A 21,679-nucleotide genomic window follows, 5' to 3' on the forward strand; every position below is an offset into this window, starting at 1 on the left:
TAAGGGGTGGGGGTTAGGGGGTGGGGATTTGGGTGGTGGTGGTGAGGACGTGGTCGATCAGGCCGTAGGCGCGGGCCTGTTCGGCGGTGAACCAGCGGTCGCGGTCCCAGTCCTGCTGGATCTCGGTCAGGTCGCGCCCGCTGTGGTGGGCGATCAGTTCCTGCATGGTCCGCTTCACGTGCAGCATGTTCTCCGCCTGGATGGTGATGTCGGAGGCGGTGCCACCCATGCCGCCCGAGGGCTGGTGCATCAGGATCCGGGTGTGCGGCAGGGCGTACCGCTTGCCGGCGGTACCCGCGCAGAGCAGGAACTGGCCCATCGAGCCGGCCAGCCCGAGTGCCAGGGTCGACACGTCGTTGGGCACGAAGCGCATGGTGTCGTAGACGGCCATGCCGGCGCTGACCGAGCCGCCGGGGGAGTTGATGTACAGGCGGATGTCGCGGGTCGAGTCCTCGGCCGCGAGCAGCAGGATCTGCGCGGTGATCCGGTTGGCGGCCTCGTCGGTCACCTCGCTGCCGAGGAAGACGATCCGTTCCCGCAGCAGCCGCTCGAACACCTGGTCGCCGAAGGTTCGCTGCCCGTCGTCCAGCATGGTGATCATCTCGTCCACCTCTCCCGTTGCCGGTGGGCGAGACGACCGCCCGGGAACCGGCACCGTCACAAGGCTGGACCAGCCCAGGACCCGGCTCCCAGTGGTTCTGCCCGGGGCAGATTCGCCCTCGGCAGAACCACCTAGCGCTGGGCGAGGTCGCGCGACGAGCGGAGCAGTGGGGTGAGTACGCCGGGAACGAGGTGACCTGCGGGTCGTCGCCCAAGCCGGGAGGTGTTCCGGGGTCGGCTGTCGGGGCGGGAGGGCGTACGCAGCAACCGGACCGCCAGCGCGGCGGACCGCAGCCGTCGGGCTCGGCGCAGCGCGCTGCCGCTGGGCCTGGTGACCGTTGCCGGGCGACGCAGCGCACCGCGGGCGACCACTCGACCGGGCTGTTCCGCCTCGGTGTCGAGTGGATCGGTGAACACCGTGATCCGCAGGCCCCCACTGACGCCGCCCACGGGTGTGAACCCGCCGAACGACAACCCGGCGAGTTCGTTCCCGATGGCGCCGGCAAGCCCACCGCTGGCGCCCGTGAGCCCACCGATGGTGCCCGCGAGCCCACCGATGGTGCCTGCCAGCCCGCCGGTGGCGTCGAGCCCACCCGTCGAGGCGGCATGGGATCCGACCGCGCCGAGTCGGGCGATCGGGCTCGGGGTGCCGCCGGAGGCGGACCGGGTGGACGAGATCACCGAGCCGCCGGCGTGCCGGCTGGGAGGCGGTTGGCTGCCCAGCGGCGCGGTACCCAGCGGGGTGGAGGGCATCCGGCGTTCGACCCGGCGCAGGTCGTCGCGTACCGCTTCGAGAAGGTCGGAGAGGTAGAGGCCGAGCGCGCGGCAGACGGCCGCGAGCACCTCGGACGACGCCTCCTTGCGCCCCCGTTCCACCTCGGACAGGTAGGGCACGGAGACTCCGGCGGCCCGGGCGACCTCACGTAGCGTCAGGCCCTGGCGCTGGCGTTCCCGGCGCAGCACCGCGCCGATCACCCGTCGTAGCAACGACATGCGGGCCTCACTCTCGCCGGTCCTGCGCTGACCCACCCATCATGCCCGGCCGGCGTCGCCGACGCCGTCCCGCTCGCCCGCCTGCGCCGCCCTACCGACCTGCACTGCGTACCCGCAGAGCAGGTGCTTGGGAACCTCGGCGTGCGGATTGCCGACCAAGGGCTATGTTGTGCTCGTGCAGGCGACGGAGGCGGGGCAGGTCCCGCGGTGATCCATTTTCCCGCGCAGCGGCGTGGCCCGCTGAGCGCGTTGAGCCTACGGTTGGCCGCCGCCGTCGGGCTGGTGTTGATCGTGGTCGCGGCGGTCTATCTCGAACGGGACCAGTACCGCGACATCAACGATGACGGCCTGACCCTGTTGGACTGCTTTTACTACGCGGTGGTCTCGTTGTCGACCACCGGCTACGGCGACATCGTGCCGGCCTCCCAGAGCGCTCGGCTGGTGAACGTCCTGCTGATCACCCCGGCCCGGGTGCTGTTCCTGATCATCCTGGTCGGCACCACCCTGGAGGTGCTGACCGAGCAGTACCGGACCGGACGTCGCCTGCACCGGTGGGAGAGGAAATTGAAGGACCACGTCATCATCTGCGGCTACGGCACCAAGGGTCGCAGCGCCATCTCGGCGCTCCAGGAGAACGGGCTCGACAAGTCCCGGATCGTCGTGGTGGAGCGCAGCGGGGCGGCGTTGCGGCAGGCCACCTCGAACGGGTTGGTGGCGATCGAAGGCTCGGCGACCCGGTCCTCGGTGCTCAACCAGGCCCATGTGCGGACCGCCAAAGCGGTGATCATCGCGACCGACAGCGATGACGCCTCGGTGCTTGTGGCGTTGACCGTACGCCAGCTCACCGCCGGTCAGGTGCGGATCATCGCCGCCGCCCGGGAGGCGGAGAACGCTCCGCTGCTCAAGCAGAGCGGCGCACACCACGTGATCGTCTCCTCGGCCACCGCCGGTCGGCTGCTCGGGCTGTCCACGTCCGCGCCACCGCTGATCGACGTGGTGGAGGATCTGCTGACTCCCGGTCAGGGCATGGCGCTGGCGATGCGGTCGGCCGAGCGGCACGAGGTCGGCCGGAATCCCCGTGAGCTGGAATCGCTTGTGATCGCGCTGGTCCGGCGCGGCAAGGTGGTCACCCTGGCGGATCAGGCGGGCGCGGTCGTCGAGACCGGCGACATGCTTGTCCACGTACGCGACGACCGGCCCACCGCCAACACCCTGTCCTGACCCGGCGGGGCCGCCGCACGCAGAAGCGGGGCGTTCCGAGAGGAACGCCCCGCTCTTCGCTGCGGTCGTCAGCCGACGATGGTCCAGGTGTCGCCGCTGCCCAACAGGCCGGCGAGCTGCTGCTCGGGGGTCTCGGTGACGCTCGCCTTCGCCTCGGCGACCTGTGCCTGCACCACACTGTCGTAGGACGGCCGGGCCACCGAGCGGAACACCCCGATCGGGGTGTTGCGCAGGTCGAAGCCGGGCAGCCGGGACAGCGCGAACGCGTACGCCGGGTCGGCGACGCCCGCGTCGTGCACGACGATCTCCTCGGTCGGGGTGTTCGCGGTCTCGCGGACCTCCAGACCGAAACCACCCGGCGGGTGTACGACGCAGAACTGCCCGTCCTTGCCGAAGGTGATCGGCTGGCCGTGCTCCAGGCGGATCAGGTGGTCGTCCCGGATGCCCGGGTCCTTGAGCTGGTCGAACGCCCCGTCGTTGAAGATGTTGCAGTTCTGGTAGATCTCCACGAACGCCGAGCCCTCGTGCTCGGCGGCGGCGCGCAGCACCGACTGGAGGTGCTTGCGGTCGGAGTCGATGGTCCGGCCGACGAAGGTGGCCTCCGCGCCCAGCGCCAGCGAGATCGGGTTGAACGGCGCGTCCGCCGAGCCGACCGGAGTCGACTTGGTGATCTTGCCGACCTCGGAGGTCGGGCTGTACTGCCCCTTGGTCAGGCCGTAGATCCGGTTGTTGAACAGCAGGATCTTGAGGTTGACGTTGCGGCGCAGCGCGTGGATCAGGTGGTTGCCGCCGATGGAGAGCGCGTCACCGTCACCGGTCACCACCCAGACCGACAGGTCCGGACGGGAGACCGACAGGCCGGTGGCGATCGCCGGGGCCCGGCCGTGGATCGAGTGCATGCCGTACGTGTTCATGTAGTACGGGAACCGCGACGAGCAGCCGATGCCCGAGACGAAGACGATGTTCTCCCGGGGGATGTTCAGCTCCGGCATGAACTGCTGGACGGCCGCGAGGATCGCGTAGTCACCGCAGCCGGGGCACCAGCGCACCTCCTGGTCGGACTTGAAGTCCTTGGCGGTGAGCTTGAGGGCGACGGGCTCAGACATTCTTCAGGACCTCTTCCAGCATCGTCTCCAGCTCGGCGGCGGTGAACGGCAGGCCGCGGACCTGGTTGTAGCCGATCGCGTCGACCAGGTAGCGCGCCCGGATCACGTGGGCCAGCTGGCCGAGGTTCATCTCGGGGATGACCACCCGGTCGTAGGAGCGCAGCACCGCCCCCAGGTTCGCCGGCATCGGCGCGAGGTGTCGCAGGTGCGCCTGCGCGACCGGCAGTCCGCGCTGGCGCAGGGCCCGGCAGGCGGCGCCGATCGGGCCGTACGTCGAGCCCCAGCCGAGCACCAGCACCCGGGCGTCGCCGTCCGGATCCTCCACCTCGACGTCCGGCACCGGGATGGTCTCGATCCGGGCGGCCCGGGTACGCACCATGAAGTCGTGGTTGGCCGGGTCGTACGAGATGTCGCCGGTCTTGTCGGCCTTCTCCAGACCGCCGATGCGGTGCTCCAGGCCGGGCGTGCCCGGGATGGCCCACGGCCGGGCCAGGGTCTGCGGGTCACGCAGGTACGGCAGGAAGGTGGTGCCGTCCTCGCCGTTGGGCGCGCTGGCGAACTCGACCCGCAGGTCGGGCAGCGACTCCACGTCCGGCAGCAGCCACGGCTCGGAGCCGTTGGCGACGTAGTTGTCCGACAGCAGGATCACCGGAGTGCGGTACGTCAGCGCGATCCGGGCCGCCTCAAGTGCGGCGTAGAAGCAGTCGGAGGGCGACTTCGGGGCGATCACCGCCACCGGGGCCTCACCGTGCCGACCGAACAGCGCGATGTTCAGGTCGGCCTGCTCGGTCTTGGTCGGCATGCCGGTGGACGGCCCGGCCCGCTGCACGTCGACGATGAGCAGCGGCAACTCCAGGGCCACCGCCAGCGAGATCGTCTCGCTCTTGAGGGCCACCCCCGGACCGCTGGTCGTGGTCACACCGAGCGCACCGCCGTACGACGCTCCCAGCGCGGCACCGATCGCGGCAATCTCGTCCTCGGCCTGCATGGTGGTCACGCCGAGCCGCTTGTGCTTGCTCAACTCGTGCAGGATGTCCGAGGCCGGGGTGATCGGGTACGCCCCGAGGAAGACCGGCAGCCCGGAGCGGACCCCGGCGGCGACGATGCCCAGCGACAGTGCCGCGTTGCCGGTGATGTTGCGGTAGGTGCCCGCCGGCATCTTCGCGGGCTTGACCTCGTAGCGGACGGAGAAGTCCTCGGTGGTCTCGCCGAAGTTCCAGCCGGCCTTGAAGGCGGCCACGTTCGCCGCGACCAGTTCCGGGCGCTTGGCGAACTTGCGCTCCAGGAACCGCAGGGTCGATTCGTACGGCCGGGAGTACATCCAGCTGAGCAGGCCGAGGGCGAACATGTTCTTGGCCCGTTCGGCGTCCTTCTTGGACACATCCAGCTCGGCCAGCGCGCCGATCGTCATCGAGGTCAGCGCCACCGGGTGCACGGCGTAACCGTCGAGCGTGTCGTCGTCCAGCGGGCTGCTCGCGTACCCGACCTTGGCCAGGTTGCGCTTGGTGAACTCGTCGGTGTTGACGATGATGTCCGCGCCGCGGGGCAGGTCGGTGAGGTTCGCCTTGAGCGCCGCCGGGTTCATCGCCACCAGCACGTTCGGTGCGTCGCCCGGCGTCAGGATGTCGTAGTCGGCGAAGTGCACCTGGAAGCTCGACACGCCCGGCAGGGTGCCGGCGGGCGCCCGGATCTCGGCGGGGAAGTTGGGCAGCGTGGAGATGTCGTTGCCCAACTGGGCTGTCTCCGAGGTGAACCGGTCACCGGTGAGCTGCATGCCGTCGCCGGAGTCACCGGCGAATCGGATGACCACTCGGTCCAGTTGGCGGATCTGCTTGGTCACGCCCGCACCTCGCTTCGCTGCGCGCCGCGGTGCGGCGCGTCGTCCTCACCCGAGAGCCTACGTCGAATCGACCTCGCACCTTTGCCGGAGGTCCGTTCCCTGGGACCGAAATGTGGAGGTTTATGTGGCGTCTTGCGCTGTTTCGTGCGGTCCGCGTAATCCAGATCACCACCGCGCTGCCGGTCGTGGCCCAGCCCACCGGGCGGTAGGCTGACCTGCTGTGACCGGCTATCTGGGCTCGTACGCGACGCTCGGGCTGCTGCTGCTCGTCAGCGTCCTCTTCTTGGTAGTTGCGTTCTCGGCGAACCGGGTGCTGCGGCCCGCTCGACCAGCCGATCCGCCCGGAAAGCGGGCAAGTTACGAGTGCGGTGTCGACCCGGTCGGTGGCGACTGGGCGCAGATGCAGATCCGCTACTACGTCTACGCCTACCTGTACGTTCTCTTCGCCGTCGAGGCGGTCTTCCTCTTCCCGTGGGCGCTGATCTTCGACCGTCCGGACTTCGGCCTGGTCACCGTCGTGGAGATGGCGATCTTCGTGGCCGTGCTCGCCCTCGGGCTGCTCTACGCCTGGCGCCGCCGGATCCTGCACTGGACCTGACCAGAGCGGGCTCGACCGAGCCTGCCCGCAGGCTCAGGCGAGCCCTCGTCGGCTGACCGTGGGTGGGCGGCTGCCCCGGATGCTGGCGACCATGTCCAGGACGCGCCGGGTCGGGCGTACCTGGTGGGCGCGGAAGACCCGGGCGCCCAGCCAGGCGGAGACCGCGGTGGCGGCAAGCGTGCCCTCCAGCCGCTCGTCGACCGGCAGGTCCAACGTCTCGCCGACGAAGTCCTTGTTCGACAGGGCGACCAGCAGCGGCCAACCGGTGGCGGTCAGCTCGCCGAGTCGCCGGGTGATCTCCAGCGAGTGCCGGGTGTTCTTGCCGAAGTCGTGCGCCGGGTCGATGAGGATCCCGTCCCGGCGTACGCCGAGTGACACCGCACGTTCGGCGAGCCCGGTCACCGTCGTCACCACGTCGGTCACCACGTCGGCAAAGGCGGCCCGGTGCGGGCGGGTACGCGGACTGAGCCCTCCGGCGTGCGAGCAGACCAGGCCGGCACCGGTGCGGGCGGCGACCTGGGCCAGCGCCGGGTCCGCCCCCGACCAGGTGTCGTTGAGCAGGTCCGCGCCGGCCGCGACCGCTTCCACCGCGACCTCGGCCCGCCAGGTGTCGATCGAGATCACCACGTCGGGGAAGGCGGTCCGGACGGCGGCGATGGTGTCGACGGTACGGCGGATCTCCTCGGCCACGTCGACCTCGGCACCGGGGCCGGCCTTCACCCCGCCGATGTCGACGATCTCCGCGCCCTCCTCCACGGCCCGTTCCACGGCCCGCAGGGCGCTGTCGGCGGCGAACGTCGCGCCCCGGTCGAAGAACGAGTCCGGAGTGCGGTTGACGATCGCCATCACCACCAGCTCGTCGGGGTCGAACGTGCGTCCACCGAGCCGCAGCACCCCGGACACACCGCCTCCTTCACGCCGTACGCCGCCCGGCGACCCGCCGCCGGACACCGTGACGCTATCCGGTCGCAGGTCGCAGGGCCCGTCCGGTACGGCACGCCGGGAGGGGTCGCTCTGCACCGCCGGACATGCCACGATCAGTACATGGGTCAGCTTCTGCTCCTGGTGGTCGTGGCGGTCACCGTCGCGGCGGTGGTGTTCGGCGTGACGGTCCTGGTCAACGGCCAGGATCCCGGCCTGGTGCCGGCCGAGGCGGACGGCCGTGCGGTGCCGTTGCCCGGCGACCGGCCACTGCGCGAGTCGGACGTCGGCGAGGTGCGCTTCGACACCGCGTTGCGCGGGTATCGGATGGCCCAGGTCGACCAGGCGATGCGCCGGGCGGCGTACGACATCGGGTACAAGACCGAGCTGATCGGCGTACTGGAGGCCGAGGTGACCGCGCTGCGGGAGGGACGGACGGCCGAGGCCGACGCCCTGCGCAGTGCCCGTGAGCAGTCGGCGAGCCTGGCAAGCGGCCCGGCGCCGGAGGCGACGAGCGACGGCGCGGTCGACATCGACCTCGACAAGCACGACTCCGAGCCGGATGCCACGACGGCGAAGCCGACGGACCCGGCGACCAAGGCGGACCCGGCGACCAAGGCGGACCCGGCGACTAAGGCGGACCCGGCGGCCAAGGCGGACGCAGCGGCCAAGACGGACCCGGCGGCCGAGGCGGACCCGGCGGCCGAGGCGGACCCGGCGACCAGGGCGGAGCAGGGCGACGGGGTCGCGGAGGAGGAGCCGCGCGCCTCGGCGGTGCGCGCGGAATCGCCGTGACCGACCCCGACGCGGCGGACGAGCTTCGCGAGGCGGCCCGACGGGGTGCCGGTGAGGTCACCGCCACCGTGATCGTCAACGCCCCGGCGGAGCAGGTCTTCGCGGCGCTGCTCGCCTGGGAGCGACAGTCGGAGTGGATCCCGTTCACCACGGTGCGCGTGGTCGAGGGGGACGGCGGCGAGGGCAGCCTGGTCGAGGCGGTCACCACGCTCGGCCCGACCGTGCTGCGGGACCGGATGCGGGTCGTCCGGGTGGACGCGCCGTACGAGATCGGTGTGGTGCACTGCGGCACGCTGCTGCGCGGGCCGGGAGTGCTGCGCTGCACCCCGTTGGCGAGCGGGCGCAGCCAGGTGGTCTGGCACGAGTGGTTCCACCTGCCGGGTGGCGCGGCCGGCCGGGTGGCCTGGCCGGTGCTCTGGCCCGGCTCGAAGTTCGGTCTGACCCAGGCGCTACGACGCTTCGCCCGTCAGGTCGAGCAGGGTCGCCTGCCCTGAGAGCGTCCCACCGTTGCGCGGCCCGGCACCCCGGCACCCCAGCACCACGGCGCGCCGCCGGCTTGTCGGTGGGGGGTCCTAGCCTGGTTGCCGTGACTGAGCTGGTGATCGGGGCCGACGGGCTACCGCGCTGTGCCTGGGGCGCGGGCACTGCTGACTACGTGGTCTACCACGACGAGGAGTGGGGCCGCCCGGTCCGCGGTGACGACGCCCTGTACGAGCGGATGACGTTGGAGGCGTTCCAGTCCGGGTTGTCCTGGCTGACGATCCTGCGTAAGCGGCAGGCGTTCCGGCGGGCCTTCGACGACTTCCGGATCAGCGCGGTCGCCGGCTACGGCGAGGCCGACGTGGCAAGGCTGCTCGCCGACGCCGGCATCGTCCGCAACCGCGCCAAGATCGAAGCAGCGATCGCGAACGCGCGCGCTGCCCTGGAACTGCCCGAGGGCCTGTCCGAGCTGCTCTGGTCCTTCGCGCCGCCGCGTCGTCCCCGGCCGGCCAGCCTCGCCGAGGTGCCGGCCCTGACCGACGCCTCCACGGCGATGGCCAAGGCGCTCAAGCGGCGCGGCTTCCGGTTCGTCGGCCCAACCACGGCGTACGCGCTGATGCAGGCCACCGGGATGGTCGACGATCACGTCGCGGGCTGTCACGTCGTGTCGCCCGGTGCGGCCGTGATGGGATAGAGGCATGACGACCGACACCGCACCCCGGGTGGACGGGGCGAGCCCGGCCGACGGCACGGGCACCTGGGCGGTGCTCCTGCCCGCCGGCCGGTACGACGCCGAGCGCCTCGTGCACCACGACACGCTGGAGTTGACCGGCCTGGCGGACGTCGCCGCCCTGCCGCGCGCCGGTGACCAGGTCGCGGTGCTGGCCGACGAGCCGTTGCGGCTGGTGGCGGTGGGCCGGGTGGCCGCGCCGACCACCTGGCTTCCGGAGGATCCGGACGACCCGCAGTCCGACCGGGGGCCGCAGGCGCTTGTGGTGACGTACACCCGGCGGGCCTTCGACGAGCCGGTGCCGGCCGACACGCTCGCCCTCGGCGGCCCGGTGACCGCCCTCGACGCGGGGGCCTTCCGCGACCTGGTCGAGCGGCTCGGGCCTCCGCCGCAGCGACAGTCCTGGCTGGTCAGCCTGGATCTGCCGATCGAGGCCGACTCGCCGGCGGAGGCGGTCCGCCTGTTCTGGGCGTACGTGCAGGAGCTTGGCCCGCAGGAGCTTCCCGCCTTCGTCTCACCCTCCGGCGACGAGTTGTCGATGCAGGCGTTCGTGCTCGGCGCGGAGGCGAACCAGGATCCGGAAGAGGACGACTGACGCGCTCAGCGGCCCTCGAAGACCGGCCGCTGCTTGTTGACGAACGCCATGGTGGCCGCCCGGTGGTCGTTGGTACCGCCGCAGATCGCCTGTGCCTGCGCCTCGGCGGCCAGCGCGTCGGCAAGCGTGCCGGCGTCGGCGACGGAGAGCTGACGCTTGATCGCGCCGTACGCCACGGTCGGGCCGGCGGCGAGCCGGGCGGCGAGTTCCTGAGCGGCCGGCAGCACGCCCTCGTCGTCGTCCATCACCCGGTTGAGCAGGCCGAGCTGGCACGCCTCGTCGGCGCCGACCGGCTCGGCGAGCATCAGCAGCTCGATGGCCTTGGCGTGGCCCACCAACCGGGGCAGCGTCCACGACGCGCCGGTGTCGGCGGCGAGACCGACCTTGGCGAACGCCATCAGGAACCTGGTCGACGGCCCACCGACGCGGATGTCGGCCAGGAACGCCAGCGAGGCGCCGGCACCGGCGGCCATGCCACGAACTGCGGCCACCACCGGCTTGGGCAGGCTGGACAGCCGGGAGGCGATCGGGTTGTAGTGCGCCTGGACCGTGTCCAGGGTCTTCCCGGCACCCGATTCGAGGGTGGCCACGTGCTCGCGCAGATCCTGTCCCGCACAGAACGAGCCGCCGGCACCGGCCAGCACCACCGCCCGGCAACTGCGGTCGGCCTCCAGTTCGGCGAGGGTGTCCCGCAGGGCCTCCTTGAGCGCCACGTTCAGCGAGTTCATCGCCGACGGGCGGTTCAGGGTGAGGGTGACGACGGCATCGGTGCGGTCGACGAGCAGTTCGGTCACGTCTGGCGTTCCTTCTGTCGGATCATCCGGTTACCACCGTCGAGGCACTGCTCGACGTACCGGTCCGCCGCCGGCCGGAGCCGGGCCGCGTGCCGGTCGAAGAAGCTGGCCGCGGCGGTGCCGGGCCAGCGCTCGGGCAGCAGCGCCGGGGGCAGCTGCGGGTCTCGGAAGAGGAACGTACGCCACGCGTGCACCAACCGGAATCGGGCCGCGTACGCCTCCTCGTCGCCGCTGCGCGCGGTGATCCCGCTCAGCAGGGCGCGCTGCTCGGCGACGAACTGTTCGTAGGCCCGGCCGATCTCGGCCAGGTCCCAGGCCCGGCGGACCAGGCCCATCGCGCCGGGGGTGCTGGCGGCGTGCGCGGCGCTGAACCGCTCGAAGCGCACGCCCGCCTCGTCAAGCATCAGGTCGACGTCCTCGCCGGGCCGGGTGGCCACCCAGACCTGCTCGTCGAGCGTGCCGTAGCCGAGGTAGCGGAGGTTGGCGGCGAGGCGTTGCCGGTCCCGTCGGGCGGACGGGGCGTCGAGCACCAGCAGATCGAACCGCCCGTCCCAGGTGACCCGGCCGGTGCGGTAGATCCGGGAGGCGGCGTCGTCGAGTCGGCGGGCCGCCTTGGGTGTGATCGAATATCCGGGGCCGGACATCAGTTTGACCGGTTCCAACCAGCCTTGTCGCACCATGCGGGACACCGCGGTACGAACGGCCGGCGGCGCGATCCCGAGCGGAGCCAGGAGTTTGACCAGGGCAGCAACCGGTGCCCGGCCACCCCGGGGCCGGAGGTGGTCGCCGTACAGGTCGAATAGTGCCGACCGTGCCTGCATGACCGCACATTGTGACAGGCCATCTCGGGATAAGCTAGATGCTGTTACATCAATGCTGCTCCGGTTTGGGTCCGGCGGTGTTCATCAGGGAAAATCGTTTGTCGACGCCCCCGTGCAAGTTGCGGGAGGTCATGGCGAAGTGGCTGTGGGGCAACCCACCGACCCTGGTGTAGGTCTGAGGGGAGACAACATGGCGGCGATGAAGCCGCGGACGGGCGACGGTCCGCTGGAAGTCACCAAGGAGGGCCGGGGCATCGTCATGCGGGTCCCGCTGGAGGGTGGTGGCCGGCTCGTCGTCGAGATGACTCCCGACGAGGCGACCGCGCTCGGTGACGCGCTGAAGGCGGCAGCCGGCTGATACGAAGGTCGGTCTGGTCGGCGATGTTCGCCGCCGCGGACGGTTCGTTTCGGGTACGGCTCCAGCAGCCGTACCCAGGCCCTGAGGCACCGGCTCGACCGGTGGCTCAGGGCCTTCATACCATTTCGTGGGCAATTCGACCCGCGATCTTCTTCAGGAGGTACGGCTCCGCGTGCTCGCCATTCGTCTGATCGCCGAGCCGGACCAGCTCGACGCCGTAGCACTACCCATGCGACCGGGTGCCGCCGACGACGCATCGGCCGCACCGGTGCCCACCGCTGTGGCACTGCCCGCAGAGGTCGCCGACGAAGCTGCCGCGTTGGCTTCGATGATCGGGCTGACCGGCCGGGCCGGCGAGGCGCATCGGCAGCTGCGCCCGGGCTCTGCTCCGGCCCGACTGTTGCTGGTCGGCATCGGGGACGGCGACGAGCCGGGTTGGCGCTCCGCCGGGGCGGCACTGGCCCGAGCCGGCAAAGATGAGACCCATATCACAGTGGCGCTGCCGGCAGGTGTGTCGGCCGAGGCGGTCCGTGGTCTGGCCGAAGGGCTGCTGCTGGCCTCCTACCGCTACCGGCTGGGTGCCGACGCCGAGGCGCCCGCGCTGACCGGCGTGGACCTGGCGGTCGCCGAGCCGGAGGCCTACCAGCAGGCGCTGGAGGTGGCCCGTACCACCGCCACGATGACCCGGCTGGCCCGCGACCTCACCAACACGCCCTCCTCGGTGAAGAACCCGCAGTGGTTCGCCGACCAGGTTGCTGCCGCCGCCACCGACCTGCCCGGACTGCGGCTGCGGGTGCGCGAGCCCGAGGAGTTGGCCGCCGAGGGCTTCGGTGGAATCCTCGCCGTCGGCGGTGGCTCGGCGAGCGGTCCCCGGCTGGTCGAGCTGGACTGGCAACCGGCCGAGGCGACCACCCACGTGGTGCTCGTCGGTAAGGGCATCACCTTCGACACCGGCGGCATCTCGATCAAGCCGGTGCCGGCCATGAAGCTGATGCGCAAGGACATGGCCGGTGCGGCTGCCGTCGTGGCGGCGACCCTCGGTGCGGCGGCGCTGCGGCTGCCGGTGCGCATCACCACGCTGGCCCCGCTGGCCGAGAACATGGTCAGCGGCGCGGCGTTCCGGCCCGGCGACATCATCCGGCACTACGGCGGGCTGACCAGCGAGACGACGAACTCCGACGCGGAGGGGCGGCTGGTGCTCGCCGACGCCCTGGCGTACGCCGTCGCGGAACTCAAGCCCGACCTGCTGATCGACCTGGCCACCCTGACCGGGGCGAACGCCATCGCGCTCGGTACCCGTACCGGCGCCCTCTACAGCGACAACGACCAGCTCGCCGACGACGTGCTGGCCGCGGTCGCGGCGGCCGGCGAGGCTGCCTGGCGGATGCCGTTGCCGACCGACTACGTCGAACACCTCGGCAGCGAACTGGCCGACCTGCACAGCGCACCGACGCAGGGTGCGGGTTCCGTGCTGGCCGCGCTCTACCTGCGCGAGTTCACCGGCGAGCTGCGCGAGAAGTGGCTGCACATCGACATGTCGGCACCCTCCTGGTGCGAACGGGACGACGCGGAGCTGACCCGGGGTGCGACCGGGTGGGGCGTACGCGGCCTGCTGCGGTGGCTGGCCACGCTCCGCTGAGACCGCCGTGGCGGATCAGCAGCGGACCGCGGCCAGCAGGCCGTGCCCGACCGGCAGCAGCGCCGGGATCCAGTGCTCCGACTCCCGGATGGCCTTGACCGCCTCGCGCACCGTCACCGTCTCCGCGTCGCGGGCGGCCGGGTCACCGATCCGGCCGCCGGCCAGCGCGCCGTTGAGCACCAGCACACCGCCGGGCCGCAGCAGCCGCAGCGCGGCGTCCACGCAGGCGGTGAAGCCGGTCGCCTCGGCGTCGACGAAGACCAGGTCGTACGCGCCGTCCGCGAGCCGGGGCAGGACGTCCAGCGCCCGCCCGGTGATGATCCGGGTCCGGCCGGCGACGAAGCCCGCCTCGGTGAAGATGCGTCGGGCGATGCGCTGGTGCTCCACCTCCACGTCGATGGTGGTGAGCACACCGTCGGCGCGCATGCCACGCAGGAGCCAGACTCCGCTGACTCCGGTGCCGGTGCCGATCTCGACCACCGCGCGGGCGTTACCGGCCGCGGCGAGCAGGCGCAACGCGGCACCGGCCCCCGGGGTGACCGCGTCGAGGCCGATCTCGTTGGCCAGACTGCGCGCGGTCCGTAGCACGAGGTCCTCGGGCACGTACGACTCGGCGAAGTGCAACGCCGGGTTCGCCGAACTGCCGGAACCAGCGACCGTGGCGATGGGACACCTCCGGGCAGCGAGCGTGAAGCGGGGGGCGGGTGGGCACTGTGACTCTAGAGGCGGCCCGCCACGGGCGCAGCCGGGCACCCACCCGCGGTGACAACCGCTGACCCCATGCGGCACATCCGTGCAATCCTGGAAGCGGTATCCCGTCGACCGCACGTCCGGCGGCATCCATCGCGGATCGCGGATACCGGGGACGGACTGGGAGGCACCGAGTGACCGACGGCTGGGACTGGCGCCAGCCCGGCGCGAGCGGCGCACCGGCAGGCACGCCGGGGCCCGGACACCCGCCGGGAGGCTCACCGACGACATCGCCGTACGGCGGCCAGTCGGCTGCCTCGCCGTGGTGGTCCGACGCGCTCGCCGACCCGTGGCGTGATCCGTACGCCCCGGCGGCGGTGGTGATTCCGGCCGCGCCGATGCCGGGAACCGAGCCGGAGCCGGTGACCGATCCGGATGCGCCCCGGCACCCGAAACTACGCCAGATGCTGCTCATTCCCCTGATCACCGCGTTGCTCGCGGGCACCCTGGGCGGTGCGCTCGGCTACGCCTTCGCCGTGCGCGGAGGTGCCGTCGGGCCGGTGCTCGGTGCCGCGCCCGGTCCGGCGCCTGCGCTCGCCCAGCGCCCGCCGGAGTCACTGGCCGGGGTTGCCGAGCGGGTCCTGCCCAGCGTCGTCACCGTCCGGATGGCGGGGGTGGCCGGCATCAGCGAGGGCTCCGGGTTCATCGTCAGCGCCGACGGGCACGTGATCACGAACGATCACGTGGTCGCCGGTGGCACCGGCAAGGCGTCCGTGGTCTTCAACGACGGCAGTACGGCCCCGGCGACCGTGGTGGGGCAGGACGAGGAGTCCGACATCGCGGTGATCAAAGTCACGCGCACCGGGCTGCGTCCGGTCGAGTTCGGTGACTCCGACGCGCTCGCGGTCGGTGACCCGGTGCTGGCCATCGGTTCGCCGCTGTCCCTGGCCAACACGGTGACGGCGGGCATCGTCAGCGCCCTGGACCGGACGATGCAGGCCGGCGAGCCGGGCGGCCCGACGCGCTACTACGCCGCGATCCAGACCGACGCCGCGGTCAACCACGGCAACTCGGGCGGGCCGCTGGTCGACGCGGCCGGGCGGGTGATCGGCGTCAACTCCACGATCAAGTCGCTGGTGTCGGAGGGACAGGAGGCCGGCAACATCGGGCTCGCCTTCGCCATTCCGATCAACCAGGCAAAGCGGATCACTCAGGAGATCATCGGCACCGGCAAGGCCCGCCGTACGGTGATCGGCGCCCAGGTGGGTGGACCCGGGTCGAACACCAACGGCTCCGGCGTACGCCTGGGGGCCGTGGAGCCGTCCGGCCCGGCGGCCGGTGCGGGTCTGCGGGCCGGCGACGTGATCCTGCGCCTCAACGGCCGGCCGATGACCGAGCCGACCGACCTGATCGCCCTGGTCCGCAAGTACGCGCCCGGCTCGGTGGTGACCGTCGAATACCGCAGAGGCTCCACCCGGCAGAACACCTCGGTGACCCTCGCGGCCGACGCGAAGTGACCTCGTCCCCCCTTCTGACCGGCCCGTGACGTGCGTAGTCTTGCTGCGTAGCCCGGTGAGGAGGCCCCAGGGGTGTTCGAGAACCTGAACGTGTGGGAGGTCGGCGCGCTGCTGTTGCTGGCGCTGCTGATCTTCGGTGACCGGCTGCCGGCGGTGATCGGTGACGGCCTGCGCATGGTGCGGAACCTGCGCAACATGGCCCGTAACGCGACCACCGACCTGAGCAAGGAACTCGGCACCGACATCCAGTTGGAGGACCTGCACCCGAAGGCGTTCATCCGCAAGCACCTGCTCAGCGAGGAGGACGAGCAGGCGATCCGTAAGCCCCTCCAGGGCATGTACGACGATCTGCGGTCGGATGTCACAAAGGTGCAGAAGGACATCAAGGACGTGGCTGCTGCGGCGGACCCGCGTACCCCCGGCTCCTCCGCGACCGCCTCGCCATCCGCGACCGCCTCGCCGCCCGCGACCGCGCCGGCACCACGCAGCGCCAGCTACGACGAGGTCACCTGAGCCCGCGCCCGCGGATGCCTCCCCACGCCGAACCGCCGGTCACCCTCTCGGGTGGCCGGCGGTCGTGGTTGCTGCGAGCGGAGCGGGTCAGCGACCGGACGGCTTGAGGCCGAGCGGCTTGCCGAGCAGCGACTCGCGGCGCACCGCGAGCCGGTCGGCGACCTTGTTCAACGCCTGCGCCGCCGGGGAGTCCGGCGCGGCGAGCACTATCGGGTTTCCCTCGTCGCCGGCCTCGCGTACCCGGGTGTCCAGCGGCACCTGCCCCAGCAACGGCACCTGCGCGCCGATGGTCTGGGTAAGCGAGTCGGCCACGGTCTGACCGCCCCCGGCGCCGAAGACCTCCATCCGGGAGCCGTCCGGCAGCTCCAGCCAGGACATGTTCTCGATCACACCGACCACCCGCTGGTGGGTCTGCAGCGCGATCGCACCGGCCCGCTCGGCCACCTCGGCGGCGGCGGCCTGGGGCGTGGTGACCACCAGGATCTCCGCGTTGGGCAGCAACTGGGCCAGGGAGATGGCCACGTCACCGGTGCCCGGGGGCAGGTCGAGCAGCAGCACGTCGAGGTCGCCCCAGTAGACGTCGGCGAGGAACTGCTGCAACGCCCGGTGCAGCATCGGCCCGCGCCAGACCACGGCGGCGTTGCCGGAGGTGAACATGCCGATCGAGATGACCTTCACGCCGTGCGACTGCGGCGGCATGATCATGTCTTCGACCCGGGTGGGACGGCCGTCCGCGCCGAGCATCCGGGGCACGGAGTGTCCGTAGATGTCCGCGTCGACCACGCCGACCGACAGGCCCCGGGCGGCCAGCGCGGCAGCCAGGTTCACCGTCACGCTGGACTTGCCCACGCCGCCCTTGCCGCTGGCCACCGCGTACACCCGGGTGCGGGAGCCGGGCTGGGCGAAGGGGATGACCGGCTCCTCGCCGGCGCTGCCGCCCCGCAGCTTGGCCTGGAGACCCTGGCGCTGCTCCGGGCTCATCACACCGAACTCGATCTCGACGCCGGTGATCCCGCTCACCGCGCTCACCGCGGCGGTGATGTCCGAGCGCAGCTTGTCCTTCAGCGGGCAGCCGGCCACGGTGAGCAGCAGCTCGACCCGGACCACACCGTCCTCGCCGACCTCGGCGGAGCGGACCATGCCGAGTTCGGTGATCGGCCGGCGGATCTCCGGGTCGTTGACGGTGGCCAGTGCGGCCTGAACAGCGTCGTTGACGGTGCTGACGGGAGCTGACATGGCGGCAATGTTACGTCGGTGGCCCAGCGTCACCGGTGCCAGCGGCGGTGGTTGTGAGCGATTCGATCAGGTTTCCGGGCGGCGCGGGGCGTCGGTGTCCCGCCGGCCGCCCCTTGGCTGATCACCATCCAGCTCGTCGCGCGGTTCGTCGAGCCCGTCCCCATCGGCCCGTACGGTCGTACCCTCCCGCTGCCGGCGCTCCAACCGTTGCCGACGCTGCGCGGCCTCGTCCAGCTCCTCGGCCAACCGGGACAGCTCCGAGCGGACGAAGTCCCGCGTCGCCACCTCACCCAGCGCGATCCGCAGCGCCGCGATTTCCCGGGCCAGGTACTCCGTGTCGGCCTTCTGCATGGTGGCCCGGCGACGGTCCTCGTCCAACGCCACCCGGTCGCGGTCGGCCTGCCGGTTCTGGGCGAGCAGGATCAGCGGTGCGGCGTACGAGGCCTGGATGGACAGCACCAGGGTCAGGAAGGTGAAGGTGTACGGGTCGAAGTGCAGGCTCGCCGGGGTGAGGGTGTTCCAGACGAACCACATGGTGATGACAAGCGTCATGTAGACGATGAAGTTCGCCGTACCCATGCCGCGGGCGATGCCCTCGGCCCAGCGGCCGAAGGTCTCCTGGTCGACCCGGGGCAGCTTCAGCCCACGGGGCTCCCGGGGCAGGTCGAGTCGTTCCGCCCGGCGCTGTTCAGACATCCGTGCCCTCCGTCGCCGGGTCGCCGTTGGTGCTCATGACCGCGTCCCGCTCCCGCCAGTCCCGAGGCAGCAGATGGTCCAGCACGTCGTCCACGGTGACCGCGCCCACCAGCCGATTGTTCCGATCGATCACCGGCATGGCCACCAGATCGTAGGTGGCCATCCGGCGGGTGATCTCCGGCAGGGGCGTGGTCGGGCGCAACGGGTCGATGTCGTTGACCACCACCCCGCCGAGAATGTCGGCGGGCGGCTCCCGCAGCAACCGCTGGAAGTGCACCATCCCCAGGTAGCGACCGGTCGGCGTGGTCATCGGCGCGCGGGCCACGAAGACCTGCGCGGCCACCGCCGGGGAGAGCTGCGGCTCCCGGATCCGGGCGAGGGCCTCCGCGACAGTGGCGTCCGGGGGCAGGATGACCGGTTCGGAGGTCATCACGCTGCCGGCGGTGCCCGGCGTGTACTTCAACAGCTGCCGCACCGAATCGGCCTCGTCCGGCTCCATCAGGTCGAGCAGCACGTCCTGATCCGGCGGCGACAGCTCGCCGAGCAGGTCGGCGGCGTCGTCCGGGTCCATCTCCTCCAGAACGTCGGCCGCCCGTTGGCGATCCAGCGCGGCGAGGATCTCGACCTGGTCGCGCTCCGGCAACTCGCTGAGCACGTCGGCCAGCAGTTGGTCGTCCAGGGCTGCCGCGACCTCGTTGCGCCGGCTGTCGGGCAGGTCCTGCAACGCGTTGGCCAGGTCGGCCGGGCGCATGTCCTCCAGCACGGCCAGCAGGTTGGCGGTGCCGCGGGTGTCGGCGACGCCACTGAGCCCGCGTACGTTGTCCCACTCGACCTGGTGCAGGTTGCCCCGGCGGGCGAGACGGCCGGTCTGCTCCCGTACGGCCACCCGGGCCAGCGACCATTCGCCGCTTCGACTGCACTCCATCGCCACGTCGACCACCGTCGCCGCCCGGCCCTCCGGCTGGACCTGCACCCGGCGGTCCAGCAGCTCCTGAAGCACAAGCAGCTCGTTGGGGCGTTTCTCGAACCGGCGCAGGTTGAGCGTCCCGCTGCCCAGCACGACGGCTTCGGCGTCGATGGAGGTGATCCGGTTGATGGACAGGAAGATGCGCCGCCGCATCGGCATCTCGGCGACCAGTCCCACCACCTCGGGTGGGCGCTGGCCCGCCCGTAGCCGTGCCACCGCGTCACGAACCCGTCCCACCTGGTCACCGTTGGGGTCGAAGACAGCGACTCCGGCGAGGCGGGCGATGTACACCCGGGTCGGCGTGCTCACGCGCACCAGCCTAAGCGCCTAGGGTTTATCAACATGTCGACCTTGGCTTACGAGATCGTGGACGTGTTCACCGCTCGTCCGTACGCGGGGAACCCGCTCGCGGTGGTGTTCGGTGCCGAAGGGCTGGCCACCGAGCAGATGCAGGCGTTGGCCCGGGAGTTCAACCTTTCGGAGACCGTCTTCGTGCTGCCCGCCACGCAGGTCGGCGTCACGTACCGGGCCCGGATCTTCACGCCGGTCGAGGAACTGCCGTTCGCCGGACACCCCAGTGTGGGCGCGGCGGTCACCGCGAGCCGACGCGGTCTGTTCGAGCCGGGCCAGGTCACCCAGGAGTGCGGTGCCGGTGTGTTGCCGATCGAGGTGACCGACAGCGGCGCGACGCTTACCGGTGGCATGCCCACACTCGGCCCGGAACTGGATCCCGAGCCGCTGCTGGAGATGGCGGGCCTGGCGGCCGGCGACCACGTCGGCCCGGCACCCCGGGTGGCCGGCTGCGGTCTGGAGTTCCCCTTCCTGCCCGTACGCCCCGAGGCGTTGGCCCGGGCGCAGGTCGACCCGCTCGCGGCACGACGGTACGGAATCGAGCATGTCAGCGTCTTCTCCTGGGACGCGGCGGCGCAAACCGCGTACGCCCGGGTCTTCGTGCCCGGCCTCGGCGTGCCGGAGGATCCGGCGACCGGCTCGGCGGCGCTCGGGCTGGGGGTGTGGTTGGTCGCCAGTGGTCTGTTGCCGGGTGACGAACGGTCGTCGTACACCGTCCGGCAGGGCGTCGAGATGGGACGGCCGTCGTCGTTGGCCTGCACGGTCACCGCGGCCGGCGGTACGGTGCTGGGCGCGACCGTCTCCGGCCAGGTGATGGCGGTGGCCAAGGGCGAGATCCTGATTCCGCCCTTCGTCGGTTGACCGGGCGGCGCGGGACGGGCCGGGTGCGAGAGGATGCCGTGGTGACCGACGAGCACAACAGCACGCCGCTGGTCGACGAGGCGATGAAGAAGGCCTCGGTGGCCTGGGTGGCGGTGTCCGGCGGCCCGGCCCTCGCGTTGTGGTGCGTCCCGCTGGAGGGTGCGCTCTGCGTGGTCAGTGGTCCCGGGGAGCAGGCCGCACCGGGGCTGGCCGACGCCGACGAGGCGCAGGTGACGCTCCGCGGTGACCACGGCGGCCGGATCGTGACCTGGCGGGCGCGGGTGTCCCGGGTGCTGCCCGGAACCGACGAGTGGGACACGCTGGCCCCGCTGGTGGGGGCGAAACGACTCAACGCGCCCGGCTCGACGGCCGACCTGGTGGCCCGCTGGGCGGCCGACGACTGTGCGCTGGTGCGGCTGAGGCCCGCCGGGGACGTCGTGCACGGCGGGCAGTTGCCGGCCGACTCGCTCGCCGAGCCACCCCGGCCGACGTCGGCGGTCCGGGCCGCGCGGAAGCCGTTCCGGCTGCACCGGGTACGCCGCCGCTGACCTCACCCGGTCAGGACGGCACCGCCACCGGTGTGCCGTCGACCAGGTGGACCACCTCACCGAGAGTGCCCAACGCCGGGCCGACCCAGCCGCTGTCGACGTTGAAGGCCAGGTGCTCGACCAGATCGGGAGCGGTCAGCCGGACGGCGCTCAGCCCGGCCTGCTGCGCGCCGGTCAGCTCCTGGCTGCCCCCGTCGCCGACGTAGAGGCAGTCCGACGGTGGCAGGCCCAGCCAGGTGCACGCGGCCAGGTAGAGCGACGGGTCCGGCTTGCAGCGTTTCGCCTGGATGGAGAAGATCCGCACGTCGAGCAGGGGTGCGACGGCCAGTTCCGGCAGGATCGCCGGCAGCTCGTGGGTGCAGTCGCTGATCAGCCCGGTGCGCATGCCCCGTTCGCGGAGCGCCCGCAGGGTCGGCACGGCGTCCGCCCGCAGTCGGGTGTCGGCGCGTATCGCCTGCCGTCGGCAGGCCACCGCCGCGCGCAGCGCCTCCGGTGACGGGCGTACGCCGATCTGATCGCAGACCCAGCGCAGGGTCGCCTCGGCGTCGCCGAAGCGTCCGCTGGCCCGTTCGTAGAAGGTGCGGTCGAGCACGTCGATGTAGGCGTCCGGTGGGCAACCGAGCAGCTCGGCCGTGGCACGGTGGCCGCTGCCGCGTCGGATCGGACGGGTCAGCGTGCCGAAGAAGTCGAACAGCACTGCCTGGAATCTGGGCATGAGGAGGGGTGCCTCCGGCACGAGAAGAGGGTCCCGAAGGACGTGCGTGATCGTAACCGAATGCTGACGGACCGTGTCGATCGCCGACGTGTGA

The 21,679-nt window shown here is 71.6% G+C and carries 23 protein-coding genes and 1 pseudogene; 12 read left to right on the top strand and 12 right to left on the bottom strand.

The window, feature by feature from the left end; translation table 11 throughout:
- Window positions 1–13: 13 nt before the first annotated feature.
- A complete protein-coding gene (locus C1A38_RS15910) occupies window positions 14–601 on the bottom strand; it encodes an ATP-dependent Clp protease proteolytic subunit (protein ID WP_102658667.1) in 588 nt (195 codons plus the stop codon).
- A 746-nt stretch (window positions 602–1,347) separates the two neighbouring features.
- Window positions 1,348–1,593: pseudogene (locus tag C1A38_RS15915) on the bottom strand (helix-turn-helix domain-containing protein); the annotation flags it as partial.
- Window positions 1,594–1,800: 207 nt separating this feature from the next.
- On the opposite strand from C1A38_RS15915, the gene C1A38_RS15920 reads away from it, so the two are divergent.
- On the top strand, window positions 1,801–2,814 hold the full coding sequence (locus tag C1A38_RS15920) for a potassium channel family protein (RefSeq protein ID WP_102658606.1): 1,014 nt from the start codon (window positions 1,801–1,803) through the stop codon (window positions 2,812–2,814).
- 68 nt (window positions 2,815–2,882) lie between these two features.
- Here C1A38_RS15920 and C1A38_RS15925 read toward each other — a convergent pair whose 3' ends face one another.
- Together C1A38_RS15925 and C1A38_RS15930 are read right to left on the bottom strand one after the other, a co-directional pair.
- Window positions 2,883–3,920, bottom strand: coding sequence for a 2-oxoacid:ferredoxin oxidoreductase subunit beta (locus C1A38_RS15925; RefSeq protein WP_102658607.1), 1,038 nt, complete (start codon window positions 3,918–3,920; stop codon window positions 2,883–2,885).
- The gene (locus C1A38_RS15930) at window positions 3,913–5,760 is read right to left on the bottom strand and encodes a 2-oxoacid:acceptor oxidoreductase subunit alpha (RefSeq protein ID WP_102658608.1); all 1,848 of its coding nucleotides are present in this window, start codon (window positions 5,758–5,760) and stop codon (window positions 3,913–3,915) included. The genes C1A38_RS15925 and C1A38_RS15930 overlap by 8 nt, the downstream gene beginning before the upstream one ends.
- Before the next feature lie 220 nt (window positions 5,761–5,980).
- Between C1A38_RS15930 and ndhC the strand changes: the two genes are divergently transcribed.
- Window positions 5,981–6,358: an NADH-quinone oxidoreductase subunit A gene (gene ndhC, locus C1A38_RS15935; RefSeq protein ID WP_013731400.1), complete on the top strand. Its 378-nt coding sequence runs from the start codon at window positions 5,981–5,983 to the stop codon at window positions 6,356–6,358.
- Window positions 6,359–6,391: 33 nt separating this feature from the next.
- Here the strand turns inward: ndhC and folP are convergent, their stop codons facing one another.
- On the bottom strand, window positions 6,392–7,261 hold the full coding sequence (gene folP, locus C1A38_RS15940) for a dihydropteroate synthase (RefSeq protein ID WP_102658609.1): 870 nt from the start codon (window positions 7,259–7,261) through the stop codon (window positions 6,392–6,394).
- Window positions 7,262–7,402: 141 nt separating this feature from the next.
- On the opposite strand from folP, the gene C1A38_RS15945 reads away from it, so the two are divergent.
- The 4 genes from C1A38_RS15945 (at window position 7,403) to C1A38_RS15960 (ending at window position 9,879) form a co-directional block, all read left to right on the top strand.
- Window positions 7,403–8,074: a DivIVA domain-containing protein gene (locus tag C1A38_RS15945; protein ID WP_102658610.1), complete on the top strand. Its 672-nt coding sequence runs from the start codon at window positions 7,403–7,405 to the stop codon at window positions 8,072–8,074.
- Entirely contained in the window at window positions 8,071–8,568 is a 498-nt protein-coding gene (locus tag C1A38_RS15950; protein WP_102658611.1) for an SRPBCC family protein, read from the top strand. Before C1A38_RS15945 ends, C1A38_RS15950 begins: the two co-directional genes overlap by 4 nt.
- A 92-nt stretch (window positions 8,569–8,660) precedes the next feature.
- Entirely contained in the window at window positions 8,661–9,248 is a 588-nt protein-coding gene (locus C1A38_RS15955; protein WP_102658612.1) for a DNA-3-methyladenine glycosylase I, read from the top strand.
- A gap of 4 nt (window positions 9,249–9,252) precedes the next feature.
- A complete protein-coding gene (locus tag C1A38_RS15960; protein ID WP_102658613.1) occupies window positions 9,253–9,879 on the top strand; it encodes a hypothetical protein in 627 nt (208 codons plus the stop codon).
- Window positions 9,880–9,884: 5 nt separating this feature from the next.
- Here the strand turns inward: C1A38_RS15960 and C1A38_RS15965 are convergent, their stop codons facing one another.
- Window positions 9,885–10,673 carry an enoyl-CoA hydratase-related protein gene (locus tag C1A38_RS15965; protein WP_102658614.1) on the bottom strand — a complete coding sequence of 263 codons (789 nt, stop codon included), beginning with the start codon at window positions 10,671–10,673 and terminating at the stop codon, window positions 9,885–9,887.
- The gene (locus C1A38_RS15970; RefSeq protein ID WP_102658615.1) at window positions 10,670–11,494 is read right to left on the bottom strand and encodes a PaaX family transcriptional regulator; all 825 of its coding nucleotides are present in this window, start codon (window positions 11,492–11,494) and stop codon (window positions 10,670–10,672) included. The genes C1A38_RS15965 and C1A38_RS15970 overlap by 4 nt, the downstream gene beginning before the upstream one ends.
- A 190-nt stretch (window positions 11,495–11,684) precedes the next feature.
- Between C1A38_RS15970 and C1A38_RS15975 the strand changes: the two genes are divergently transcribed.
- Window positions 11,685–11,852 carry a DUF3117 domain-containing protein gene (locus C1A38_RS15975; protein ID WP_013283866.1) on the top strand — a complete coding sequence of 56 codons (168 nt, stop codon included), beginning with the start codon at window positions 11,685–11,687 and terminating at the stop codon, window positions 11,850–11,852.
- A gap of 172 nt (window positions 11,853–12,024) precedes the next feature.
- A complete protein-coding gene (locus C1A38_RS15980) occupies window positions 12,025–13,491 on the top strand; it encodes a leucyl aminopeptidase family protein (RefSeq protein ID WP_102658616.1) in 1,467 nt (488 codons plus the stop codon).
- 15 nt (window positions 13,492–13,506) lie between these two features.
- Here C1A38_RS15980 and C1A38_RS15985 read toward each other — a convergent pair whose 3' ends face one another.
- Window positions 13,507–14,094 carry an O-methyltransferase gene (locus C1A38_RS15985; RefSeq protein ID WP_102658668.1) on the bottom strand — a complete coding sequence of 196 codons (588 nt, stop codon included), beginning with the start codon at window positions 14,092–14,094 and terminating at the stop codon, window positions 13,507–13,509.
- Between the two features lie 281 nt (window positions 14,095–14,375).
- On the opposite strand from C1A38_RS15985, the gene C1A38_RS15990 reads away from it, so the two are divergent.
- Window positions 14,376–15,698, top strand: coding sequence for a S1C family serine protease (locus C1A38_RS15990; protein WP_102658617.1), 1,323 nt, complete (start codon window positions 14,376–14,378; stop codon window positions 15,696–15,698).
- A 72-nt stretch (window positions 15,699–15,770) separates the two neighbouring features.
- A complete protein-coding gene (locus C1A38_RS15995) occupies window positions 15,771–16,211 on the top strand; it encodes a twin-arginine translocase TatA/TatE family subunit (RefSeq protein WP_102658618.1) in 441 nt (146 codons plus the stop codon).
- 87 nt (window positions 16,212–16,298) lie between these two features.
- Here the strand turns inward: C1A38_RS15995 and C1A38_RS16000 are convergent, their stop codons facing one another.
- The 3 genes from C1A38_RS16000 to C1A38_RS16010 form a co-directional block, all read right to left on the bottom strand.
- Complete coding sequence (locus tag C1A38_RS16000) at window positions 16,299–17,447, bottom strand: Mrp/NBP35 family ATP-binding protein (RefSeq protein ID WP_102658619.1); 1,149 nt, start codon at window positions 17,445–17,447, stop codon at window positions 16,299–16,301.
- Between the two features lie 66 nt (window positions 17,448–17,513).
- A complete protein-coding gene (locus tag C1A38_RS16005; RefSeq protein ID WP_102658620.1) occupies window positions 17,514–18,143 on the bottom strand; it encodes a DUF1003 domain-containing protein in 630 nt (209 codons plus the stop codon).
- Window positions 18,136–19,419, bottom strand: coding sequence for a magnesium transporter MgtE N-terminal domain-containing protein (locus tag C1A38_RS16010; protein ID WP_102658669.1), 1,284 nt, complete (start codon window positions 19,417–19,419; stop codon window positions 18,136–18,138). Before C1A38_RS16010 ends, C1A38_RS16005 begins: the two co-directional genes overlap by 8 nt.
- Window positions 19,420–19,452: 33 nt before the next feature.
- On the opposite strand from C1A38_RS16010, the gene C1A38_RS16015 reads away from it, so the two are divergent.
- Together C1A38_RS16015 and C1A38_RS16020 are read left to right on the top strand one after the other, a co-directional pair.
- Entirely contained in the window at window positions 19,453–20,322 is an 870-nt protein-coding gene (locus C1A38_RS16015) for a PhzF family phenazine biosynthesis protein (protein WP_102658621.1), read from the top strand.
- Window positions 20,323–20,405: 83 nt separating this feature from the next.
- A complete protein-coding gene (locus C1A38_RS16020) occupies window positions 20,406–20,870 on the top strand; it encodes a hypothetical protein (RefSeq protein WP_102658670.1) in 465 nt (154 codons plus the stop codon).
- 10 nt (window positions 20,871–20,880) lie between these two features.
- Here the strand turns inward: C1A38_RS16020 and C1A38_RS16025 are convergent, their stop codons facing one another.
- The gene (locus tag C1A38_RS16025; RefSeq protein WP_102658671.1) at window positions 20,881–21,585 is read right to left on the bottom strand and encodes an HAD family hydrolase; all 705 of its coding nucleotides are present in this window, start codon (window positions 21,583–21,585) and stop codon (window positions 20,881–20,883) included.
- Between the last annotated feature and the right edge of the window lie 94 nt (window positions 21,586–21,679).

It is taken from the genome of Verrucosispora sp. ts21 (assembly GCF_002879555.1).
In the GTDB taxonomy this organism is placed as follows: Bacteria; Actinomycetota; Actinomycetes; order Mycobacteriales; family Micromonosporaceae; genus Micromonospora; species Micromonospora gifhornensis.